This window comes from Mycobacterium aquaticum, assembly GCF_002086485.1.
Lineage (GTDB): Bacteria > Actinomycetota > Actinomycetes > Mycobacteriales > Mycobacteriaceae > Mycobacterium > Mycobacterium aquaticum.
Genome location: NZ_MVHF01000020.1, coordinates 62460 through 72718, shown reverse-complemented (window position 1 = coordinate 72718; position 10259 = coordinate 62460). Strand labels below are relative to the sequence as shown.

11 protein-coding genes are annotated in these 10259 nt (G+C 66.8%); 3 read left to right on the top strand and 8 right to left on the bottom strand.

All coding sequences use genetic code 11. The features are described from left to right. The 3 genes from BST13_RS19670 to rnhA all read right to left on the bottom strand — a co-directional run bounded on the left by BST13_RS19670 (position 1) and on the right by rnhA (position 2359). Positions 1-849, bottom strand: coding sequence for an ABC transporter permease (locus tag BST13_RS19670; protein WP_083165696.1), 849 nt, complete (start codon positions 847-849; stop codon positions 1-3). Then, positions 846-1604, bottom strand: coding sequence for an MlaE family ABC transporter permease (locus tag BST13_RS19665; RefSeq protein ID WP_083165695.1), 759 nt, complete (start codon positions 1602-1604; stop codon positions 846-848). Before BST13_RS19665 ends, BST13_RS19670 begins: the two co-directional genes overlap by 4 nt. 233 nt (positions 1605-1837) lie before the next feature. Beyond that, positions 1838-2359, bottom strand: a complete 522-nt coding sequence (gene rnhA, locus BST13_RS19660) for a ribonuclease HI (RefSeq protein WP_083165694.1) — start codon at positions 2357-2359, stop codon at positions 1838-1840. A 117-nt stretch (positions 2360-2476) separates the two neighbouring features. Between rnhA and BST13_RS19655 the strand changes: the two genes are divergently transcribed. Then, a complete protein-coding gene (locus BST13_RS19655) occupies positions 2477-3133 on the top strand; it encodes a VldE C-terminal domain-containing protein (RefSeq protein WP_083165693.1) in 657 nt (218 codons plus the stop codon). 25 nt (positions 3134-3158) lie between these two features. Here the strand turns inward: BST13_RS19655 and BST13_RS19650 are convergent, their stop codons facing one another. Then, on the bottom strand, positions 3159-4379 hold the full coding sequence (locus BST13_RS19650; protein WP_083165742.1) for an oxygenase MpaB family protein: 1221 nt from the start codon (positions 4377-4379) through the stop codon (positions 3159-3161). Between the two features lie 69 nt (positions 4380-4448). Here BST13_RS19650 and BST13_RS19645 point away from each other — a divergent pair, with 69 nt between their 5' ends. Further along, on the top strand, positions 4449-5087 hold the full coding sequence (locus BST13_RS19645; protein WP_083165692.1) for a TetR/AcrR family transcriptional regulator: 639 nt from the start codon (positions 4449-4451) through the stop codon (positions 5085-5087). Positions 5088-5096: 9 nt separating this feature from the next. Here BST13_RS19645 and BST13_RS19640 read toward each other — a convergent pair whose 3' ends face one another. Next, on the bottom strand, positions 5097-5735 hold the full coding sequence (locus BST13_RS19640) for an FMN reductase (RefSeq protein ID WP_083165691.1): 639 nt from the start codon (positions 5733-5735) through the stop codon (positions 5097-5099). Continuing rightward, on the bottom strand, positions 5732-6826 hold the full coding sequence (locus BST13_RS19635) for an LLM class flavin-dependent oxidoreductase (protein ID WP_083165741.1): 1095 nt from the start codon (positions 6824-6826) through the stop codon (positions 5732-5734). Before BST13_RS19635 ends, BST13_RS19640 begins: the two co-directional genes overlap by 4 nt. A 102-nt stretch (positions 6827-6928) precedes the next feature. On the opposite strand from BST13_RS19635, the gene BST13_RS19630 reads away from it, so the two are divergent. Continuing rightward, a complete protein-coding gene (locus BST13_RS19630) occupies positions 6929-8443 on the top strand; it encodes an MFS transporter (protein ID WP_083165690.1) in 1515 nt (504 codons plus the stop codon). Here the strand turns inward: BST13_RS19630 and BST13_RS19625 are convergent. Together BST13_RS19625 and BST13_RS19620 are read right to left on the bottom strand one after the other, a co-directional pair. Continuing rightward, positions 8427-8747, bottom strand: coding sequence for a DUF732 domain-containing protein (locus BST13_RS19625; RefSeq protein ID WP_158087171.1), 321 nt, complete (start codon positions 8745-8747; stop codon positions 8427-8429). The genes BST13_RS19630 and BST13_RS19625 overlap by 17 nt on opposite strands. Positions 8748-8805: 58 nt before the next feature. Then, positions 8806-10170 carry a flavin monoamine oxidase family protein gene (locus tag BST13_RS19620; RefSeq protein WP_083165688.1) on the bottom strand — a complete coding sequence of 455 codons (1365 nt, stop codon included), beginning with the start codon at positions 10168-10170 and terminating at the stop codon, positions 8806-8808. Between the last annotated feature and the right edge of the window lie 89 nt (positions 10171-10259).

The following is a 10259-nucleotide window of genomic DNA, read 5'->3' as shown; positions in this document are numbered from 1 at the left end:
CTACCCGGACAGGTGGAAGTTGCCGGACTGCCCGTACACGGACAGCGTGATGGTCAGCAGGATGAACACCCCTGCGGTGATCGAGGTGCGCACCGCGCGCCCGACTGCTTCGCCCACCCCGGCAGGCCCGCCGGTGGCGGTGTAGCCGTAGTACGTGTGCACCGCCATCACGGCCGCGGCCATCGCCAGTGCCTCGGCGAAGGACCAGCCTAGGTCCGACGGATGCAGGAAGGTGCTGAAGTAGTGGTCGTAGACGCCGCGCGACTGCCCGTAGATGATCGTCGTACCGAATCGGGTTGCCAGAAAAGACATCAGCACTGCCACGGTGTAGATCGGGACGACCGCCAGCACACCTGCCACGATGCGGGTGGAGGCCAGGTAGGTGATCGCGCGAATACCCATCACCTCGAGCGCGTCGATCTCTTCGTTGATCCGCATGGCGCCCAGCTGGGCGGTCGCGCCCGCACCGATGGTCGCGGCCAGCGCCACGCCCGCCGTCGCCGGTGCGATGAAGCGAACATTGAGGAAGGCACCCAAAAAGCCCGTGAGAGCCTCGATTCCAACGTTGGACAGGGTGTTGTAGCCCTGAACGGCGATCAGTGCCCCGGTGGTCAACGTGAGAAAGCCGACGATGACCACGGTGCCGCCGATCACCGCGAGCGCCCCGGTGCCCATGCCCATGGTGGCGATCAACCGCAGCACTTCACCCGGGTAGCGCCGCACCGCGTCAGCCGTGGACAGCAGTGCATGACCGTAGAAGTAGGTCTGCTCCCCCAGCCTGCGGGTGGAGTCGATGGCTTTCCCGACGGCCTCGGAGGTACGTCCCGACGCCTCGGGAGGCGCTGTCATGGCGCGACTTTCACGCCGAAGGCCGTGGCCAGGATGTTGATGAAGAACAATGCCATGAAGGCGAACACCACGGTTTCGTTGACGGCGTTGCCGACGGCGGTCGGACCACCGCCGACGGAAAGACCTTTGTAGCAGGCGATCAGCCCGGCCGAGAGCCCGAACAGCAACGCTTTCACCAGCGACACCACCACCTGCGGCAGCCCGGTCAGCAGGGTGAGCCCAGCGACGAACGCTCCCGGTGTGACGTGCTGTACGTAGACGACGAACACGTAGCTTCCGGTCAGCCCGACCACTGCGACAACCGAATAGAGCATCAGGGCAACGAATGTCGCGGCGAGCACCCTGGGTACCACGAGCGCTTGCACGGGGTTGACGCCGATCACCTTCATGGCGTCGATCTCCTCGCGGATCGTCCGCGCGCCCAGATCGGCGCACATCGCGGTGGCAGCGGCACCGGAGACGACGATCGCGGTCACCACAGGTCCGACCTGGGTGACCGACGCCAGGGCGGCACCCGCACCGGAGAGGTCCCCTGCGCCGACCTCCAGCAGCACGATGTTCAGCGTGAAGACGATCAGAACGGTGTAGGGAATGGACAGCACGACCGTCGGCACGATGGAGACCCGGGCCACGAACCAGACCTGGTCCAGCAGCTCGCGCCAGGCGAACGGCGGGCGGACCATACCGGCGAAGGTCTCACCGGCGAGGACGACGAAGTCTCCGATCGCGAACGCGGGCCGGGACAAGACGGTCATGACCGTCCGCCAGAGCAGTCCTCCGCCGATCCCACATGCATTCCCATCGTCGCCGAGCCTGGGCGGGAGATTAGGAGTGCCTGGATTAGCCGTCAATGGATCGTGAGCGCATACGCGGCCGTCAAATATGGGTATTCACTGGTCGCCCGTTTGCAATTGGTTGCACTCAGGTCGATCGAATCACGCCGATCGAATCGGTTGCACGAGCGCCGGGCGACAGCGCCGGCACCCGCCTATCGTCGACGCTGCCGTGGCCCCCGCTGTCGCGGACCAGAACCGCCCGCCACGCGGGAGGAGCCGCCGAACTCGATCGCGCCGCGGGTGGCCAATTGGTCCGCCAGTTCGTTACCTTCGTGTCCTGCGTGGCCTTTCACCCAACGCCATTCGACGGCGTACTTCGCGGCCGCGGTGTCCAGCCGGCGCCACAGATCGTCGTTCTTCACGGGTTGTCCCGCAGCGGTTTTCCAGCCTTTGCGCTTCCAGCCCTCGATCCAACCGGTGATGCCCTGGCGCACATACTGACTGTCGGTCCACAGCTGTACCGGGTGCGCCGTGGTGATCGCTTCGAGGGCCATGATGGCGGCCAGCAGTTCCATGCGGTTGTTGGTCGTGACCGTCTCGCCGCCGTAAAGCTGCTTCTCGTGCGCGCCGAAGCGCAGCACCGCGCCCCAGCCACCGGGGCCGGGATTCCCGTGGCACGCACCGTCGGTGTAGATCACGATCGTCTGGGTGGCGGTATCGGTCACGCGGACCATCACATCAGGGATCGGGGTGCCCGGGTCCGACCGGGGTGGCAAACCGCGCGCGGGCATCGGCGACGAGATTGCCAAGTCCGCGATGTACCGTGCGGCACCTCAGTAAAGTAGCTGCCCGTGAGCGGGAAACTGTTAGCCAACGGCCGGGGCAGGCTGTTGGCGCTCGCCGCCTCGGTGACCGTGGCAGCCGCCATGTTCTATGTCCAGAGCACCGAGCATCCGAAGCAAGTCGGGACCTCGGCAGCGCCCCCGGCCCCGCACTCGACGTCTGCCGTCGCGCAGTCGGTGGCCCCGGTCCCGCCCGAGGCGGCTCTCGTGGCGGCCAACGCTCCCGTGGCGGCCCGCGACTTCCAATTCCCGCTGTCGGCAGGCAAGGCACCCGAGCAGGGCTTGCAGATCCACACCATCTGGGTGGCCCGCGCGATCAGCATGATGTTTCCGGACATCACCACCATCGGCGGATACCGCCAAGATCCGCTGAAGTGGCATCCCAACGGTTTGGCGATCGACGTGATGATCCCGAATTACCACTCCGAGAAGGGTATTGAGCTCGGCAATCAGATCGCCGGTTTCGCGTTGGCCAATGCGAAACGATGGGGTGTACTGCATGTCATCTGGCGACAGGGCTTCTACCCGGGTATCGGGGCACCGAGTTGGACGGCCGACTACGGAAACGAAACGGCCAACCATTTCGACCACGTCCACATCGCGACCGACGGGGGCGGGTATCCGACCGGTCACGAAACCTACTTCCTGGGTTCGATGACCCCGTAGGAAGTCGAATTCGACTGTGCCGCAGTCAGGCTGCGCTGCCGACGTGCGCGGCTGACGCTCCGATGTCGGCTGCGCCGTCGCCCGTGATGGTGCTCAAGAGGGCCTGCTGCTCACGCCGGCCGCGCGCGACGGCGCGCTCCATACCGCCGGGCAGTGTCATCGCCCCGACGCTGCGGATCAGGTTCACCGGCACGCGCAGCGCCGGATACCACGGAGGCATGTAGGCGGGCAGGCCGAGGGTGCGCATGGCACCGGGCCCGAGAAAGGCACTGGTGATCGACAGGTGCTGCGCCCATGCCAACCGGCGGCGCAGGCCGCCCATGCCGCGGTAGTGCCACGACAGCGGGTCCTGGGCCATCGGCACTGACAACTGCTGGGTGGTTTCGTCGGGGTTCGCCAGGGCGGTGGAGGTGTGGTACAGCACGCGCACACTGTCGCGGAAACTGCGGGGCAGCCATTCGTCCTCGACACCGATGAGCCAGCCGACGTAGCGGGTCACGTGCGCGATGGCATCGAGTTCGCCCGGTGCAGGCACGATGCCCATGCCGAGCGAGGCGATGGGAGGCGCAACGAGCGCGCCGACCAGCGTCGCCGCCATATCGGTCTGGTTGACCGGCACACCCCACTCGTCGGCGCGCCAGTCCGGCATCGCCGCGACGTGCCTGCGCACGAAGGCATGGATCAGCCTCACCCGCAGGGTGGATCGGTAGCCGATCCCGAGTGGATCGAGACCGCCGTCGGAGATGACGTCCATGGCCCACTGCATGGTCTCGGCGAAACGCTGGTTCGAGCCCTTCTCCAAAGCCCCTGTGCGCAGCAGGGTTTTGTTGAACCCCGAGAACTGGTACCCGCCGAGCAGCGACACGTCCCGTGCGATGGACATGCCGTCGGAGCCACCCCGCAGCAGCGCGCGCTGCCCTTTGCGGAGCTTGTCGCGGTCGACCCAGTCCGGAACGGTCTCGACGCGAATGAAGAACTGTCGCAAGGGTTCCGGCGCATCGGGCACGTTGTCGATGCCTGCGGTCAGCGCACGCTCGAACACCGCCTTCATCTGCGCCATGCCCGCTGATGCCATCCAGTCGACCAGGCGGTCCATGGGTTCGTCGCCGACGGTCAGCCGCTGCCCCAATCGGCGCCACTGGTCCGCGTCAGGGTCCCGCAGGCCGAGCATCGAGGCGAAGATCCGCATCGCACCGGGAACCGGCAGTGGGCGTTCAGGATGGCGAGCCGGTACGGGCAGGTTCATCGACACCCTCCTGACCCTAACTGACTACATGCGTAGTCCGAACATAGGCTTGCCGGTAGGCTGCTGTCAATGAAGCGCACGCAGGTGGTGCGCGGATACGGCGGCATCAGCGCGGCCGACCGCCGCACCGAACGTCGGAGCAAGCTGCTCGCCGCAGGCCGCCGGATCTGGGGTGAATCAGGAGTCACCGAGGTGACCGTGCGTGGCGTGTGCGCGGCGGCCGGCCTGACGTCGCGGTACTTCTACGAACAGTTCCCGAGCCGCGAAGAGCTGCTCTTCGCCATCTCCGACGACGTGCGCGACGAGTTGATCAGCGCACTCGTCGACGCCGGTGTGGGCGATCCGGGCACCCTGACCGACAAACTCCGCTCAGCCCTGACGGCCTTCCTCGACATCATCGCCGCCGACCCGCACATCCACCGCATCGCCACAGGCGACGTCAGCAGCGTCGCAGGGCTGGCCGAGCACCGCACTCACATCCTCGACATGATCACCGATCTGGTTGTCCGGCTCGCTCCCACAGTGCTGAACACCGAAACCCCCGACCCGGTAGACCTGCGGCGGGGTGCACGCTTCATGGTCGGCGGCGTGAACCAACTGATCGAGGCCTGGCTCGACGACCCGCAGGAGAGCAGTGACGAATTGGCCGCGGTGTGCGCCGATCTGTGCGTCGCCGTCGTGCGCGGAGTCGCGCCGACCGAGCAGTAGCCCGGCGAGTCAATCTTCGACTGTCTCGCCGCCGTCGCGGGGCCGCCAGCCTGCCAGAAGCTGCTCCATGTCGGTCAACTCTTCGGCGAACACGTCGCGCCGCACACGCTGACCGCACGCCTGTAGCAACCGGATGAAGTCGTCGGCGGCCTTGCCGATGCGCAGGGCCAGCCCTGACCCGCGCCCGCCGAAGTCATCGGTGGCGGCATACACCCCGGTGGGCGATACGACCGCATGCAGGTACGAGAACATCGGCCGCAACGCGTGTTCGAGCACCAGCGAATGCCGCTCGGTGCCGCCGGTCGCAGCGATCAGCACCGGCATGTCCGAGAGTGTTTCTTCGGGAAGCACATCGAAGAACGACTTGAACAGACCGCTGAAGGAGGCGTTGAATGCCGGGGTCACCGCGATGACCCCGTCGGCATCCGCGACGGTCTCGAATGCCGAATTCAGCTCGGCCGAGGCGAATCCGGCCAGCATCGCATCCACGATCGCGCGTCCCAGGGGCCGCAACTCGATCACCGTCGAGCTCACGGGGACATTCCGCTCGGTCATCGACGACTCCACCGCGGCAGTGATGCGATCCGCGAGAAGCCTTGTCGACGACGGCTCACGCAGGCCGCCGCTGATGACTGCCAGCTTGGTCATGGCTGCTCCTCTGCGTTCTGTGCGGCGGCCCGCGCGAGCGACTCATGCGTGGGAGCGTCGGGGACATGATCGGGCCGGCCGATCGCAAACTCCTTGCGCAGCACCGGGACAACTTCCTCGCCCAACAGATCGAGCTGCTCCAGCACCACCTTCAACGGCAGGCCGGCGTGGTCGATGAGGAACAACTGCCGTTGATAGTCACCCGCGTAATCCCGGAAGCTCAACGTCCGATCGATCACCTGCTGCGGCGAACCCACCGTCAGTGGCGTTTCGGCGGCGAACTCCTCCAAACTGGGGCCGTGCCCGTACACCGGGGCATTGTCGAAGTAGGGCCGGAACTCGGCGATCGCGTCCTGACTGCGGGGCCGCATGAACACCTGCCCGCCGAGGCCCACGATGGCCTGATCGGCACTGCCGTGCCCATAGTGTTCGAACCGTTGCCGGTACAACTGCACCATGCGTTTCGTGTGCGAGGCCGGCCAGAAGATGTGGTTGGCGAAAAACCCGTCCCCGTAATAGGCGGCCAGTTCGGCGACTTCCGGGGTGCGGATCGAGCCGTGCCAGACGAATGGCGGCACACCGTCGAGCGGTTGCGGCGCGAGCGTGAAACCCTGTAGGGGCGTGCGGAATTCACCGCTCCAGTCGACACTCTGCTCCTGCCAGAGCCGCCGCAGCAACCGGTAGTGCTCGACGGTCAACGGGATCGCCGCCCGGATGTCCTGCCCGAACCAGGGGTACACCGGTCCGGTGTTGCCGCGGCCCAGCATCACGTCGACCCGGCCGTCCGAAAGATGTTGCAGCACACTGAAGTCCTCGGCGATCTTCACCGGATCATTGGTCGTGATCAAGGTGGTCGACGTGGACAGGATGATGCGCTCGGTCAGCGCCGCGATGTAACCCAGCAAGGTGGTCGGCGACGACGGCACAAACGGCGGGTTGTGGTGCTCGCCGGTGGCGAACACGTCGAGCCCCACCTCCTCGACCTTCCTCGCGATGGTCACAGTGGCGCGAATTCGCTCGGCTTCGGTCGGTTTTCGACCGGTCGTCGGATCCGCCGTGACATCGCCGACGGTGAAAATCCCGAATTGCATGCCCGACAACCGCATCCCCCAATCCGTGGCCCCAACCGATGTCAACGGTACGCGCCGCGGCGTTTGCGCATCAGTGGACTGCGTTGGGACAATCAACGGCGCATGGACGAGACGCGCAGCGGACACGGCCGCGGCGACGCTGGGGGCAGCCCGCCACGGGTGCCCCTCGCGTCGTCGGCTGCGCGGTGGCTTGTTGCCGCAGCGGTACTCGGCTCGGGCATCGCGTTTCTCGACAGCACCGTGGTCAACGTCGCGCTGCCGGCGATCGGGCGGGATCTGGACACCGGGCTGACAGGCCAGCAATGGGTGCTCGACGGCTACCTGCTCTCGCTGAGCGCGCTGTTGCTCTCCGGTGGAGCGGCGGGCGATCGGTACGGTCGTCGCCGCGTCTACCTCGGCGGTTTGGTGGTTTTCACCGTGGCATCGGTCGTGTGCGGCCTGTCCCCGACCGTCGGCTGGTTGATCGCTGCGCGCGTTGTGCAGGGCATCGGGGCAGCTGCCCTGGTGCCCGGCAGCCTCGCCATGATCGACGTCGGGATCAGAAACGACGACCGGGCTCAGGCCGTGGGGCTGTGGGCGGGCATGTCGGGCGTCACCTCGGCGCTCGGCCCGTTCATCGGCGGTTGGCTGGTGGACGTCGCGTCGTGGCGGTGGGTGTTCTTGCTGAACGTTCCGCTCGCTGTGGCCGCCATGTGGATAACCGTCCGCCACGTGCCCGAGTCCCGCGCACCCGATACTCATGGACACCCGGACCTCGCGGGTGCTGCGGCAGTCATGATCGGTCTCGCAGGCGTCATCTACCCGCTGATCGAAGTGCCGTCCCACGGCTGGACGGCGACCGCCGTGACCGCCGTCGCCATCGGTGTCATCGGGCTGCTGGCCTTCGCCGTGATCGAGACGCACGTGCGAGCACCGCTACTGCCGTTGGGACTGTTTCGGTCCCGCCAGTTCAGTGGCGCGAACCTCACCACCTTCGCCGTGTACGCCGCACTCGGAGGCGCGCTGTTCCTGCTCACGTTGCAGCTGCAGCAGAGCCTGCACTACTCGGCCCTGGTTGCCGGGGTGGCCACCCTGCCCGTCACGGTCATCATGCTGATCGGCTCGCCGTGGGCCGGTTCCCTCGCGCAGCGCACCGGTCCGCGGTTGCCCATGACCGTAGGCCCGCTCGTCGCGGCGGCGGGGCTGGCCTTGATGGCCCGCATCACCCCCGGAGCGTCATACCTATCCGTGGTGCTGCCCGCCGTCGTCGTGTTCGGCGTCGGGCTGATGATCACCGTCACCCCGCTGACCGCGGCCGTCCTGGCTGCGGTGCCGGAAAGTCAGGCCGGAACCGCATCCGGGGTGAACAACGCTGTCGCACGCCTGGCCGGGTTGCTGGCTGTCGCGGTGCTGCCGGTGGCGGCCGGCATCAATCCTGGTGTCGGAGAACCCTTGGGCCACGGCTTCTCGACGGCGATGCTCATCGCTGCGGCCGCGGCGGGCTGCGGAGGGCTCATCGCTGCGGTCACCATCCGCACCGGCACCGACATCGCCCACCACATGTTGGCCGGGACGACCCAGGCTTGCCAGCATCCCTGCACCAAGAATGTCGATTCGAGCGCTAGGCGCTCGGACTGACGTTGAGCTCCGGGCAGTAGTTGTGCAGCGCCGAAGCCACGACCAGTTGGGCTTTGCCGTAGGGGTATGCCGAGCGGGCCTCCGCAATCTGCATCGCCAGATCACCCGTCTGCATCGCCGGGTCCTCGCGCGCGGTCGAACACGTCTGCCGGCCGAGCTGGATGAGGGTGTCGCGGTTGTCGTCGGACACCGGCAGGCCCGTCGAGGACAGCTCATCCAGGTAGCCCTGATCGTCGGCAACAGCGGCTGGTGCGAAGGCGATCCCGGCGACAACCACCATCATCGGGACGATCGACGTCTTCATGATCGACATCGTGTCAGATCCCGGCCGGAATCCTCCGGACGCTCGCCGGGCCGACGCGCTACACCGCCGCCATGGCGTCGGCCGCCATCACCTCGGTGGCAGCCCGCTCACCGGATCTCACGGCGCCATCGATCCAGCCGCACATCACGGCCGAGCTCTCCGTGCCGGCCCAGTGGATGCGCCCGCACGGCTCGCGCAGGGTGTGGCCGAACTCGGTCAGCACCCCCGGCGGTGCATGACTGATCATCCCGCCACCCGAATAGCGCTCGACGGTCCAGTTCTGCTCGTGATAGCTCACCGCGCATGCGGCTTTCGCACCGAACCGGTCGATCAATTCACCGAGCACGACGGTCTTGCGCTCGTCCGGGTCGAGGCGGCCGAGGCGCCGTGCGGCAGTCCCCTCGGTGATGACGCACATGATCCCAGGGACAGCGATGTCGGTACACGCGTCGATGGTGAGCGTGGCAGGGCTGCCCGGTGCGGCCGATTGCCCGCACAGTCCGTCGGCACGCCAGAACGCACTGTCGTAGACCACCGAGATCTTGAACACGGCGCCACTGGGCATGCGGCGGTGAAGAAACGCCCGGTCGACGGGAAGCATTGGCTCGTAGGTGATCAGGTCGGCGATGGCCAGCGGGACGGCGACGATCGCGCGGCCGGCCCGCACTGTATCGCCGTCGGCGTGCACGGTCACTCCGGCGTCGTCCTGCGCGATCTTGCGCACAGGTCGCGAAAGACGCAGTGCGTCACCGAGTTCGGCGGCCACCGGGCCGTAGATCGCTGCCATTCCGCCGTGCACCCGCGCATCCTGGGAGCCGTCCTTGGTGGAGATCACGAAGCTCGGTCCACCGCCCGAGCCCATTTGGTGAAGGGCCCACAGCAGCGATACCTCCGAGGCCGCCGACGTATAGACGCCTGCCAAGGCCATGTCGAGCATGTCGCGCGCCTGCTTGGAGTGCACGTGGTCATGCAGCCACTCCCCCAACGTGATTCGGTCCCACTCGGCCGCCCTCTTGGCCTCCCATGGCGCCTCGAACGGGATCGACTTGCACATGTGCCCCACTTCGAGCAGCCCCGCGCCGAGGTTGGCGATCGCCCACGGACTCATCGACCACGGAATCGCGCCGGAGTACCGGTGTTGTTTACCGTCGACGATCATCATCGCGTCGCCGTCGATGTACTGCTTGTACTCCTTGATGCCGAACTCGGTCATCAACGCCTTGATGCGGTCCTGCCCGGGGCCGATCCACGCTCCGCCCCGATCGATCCATGTCCCGTCGGGCCGCACTTCGGTGAACGTCCGGCCGCCTACCCGGTCCCGGGCCTCCAGCAGCACCACAGAACGGCCGGCGCGCTTCAGGTGCAGCGCCGCGGTCAATCCGGCGAAACCCGCACCCACCACGCAATAGTCGACGTCTGTCATGGGTCACCCCTTCGTTGAGTGGGCCCGGTGACCAGACCTCAACCTACGCCGATCCGCACGCCCGCGGTATCCCGATCAGCGAATAATGA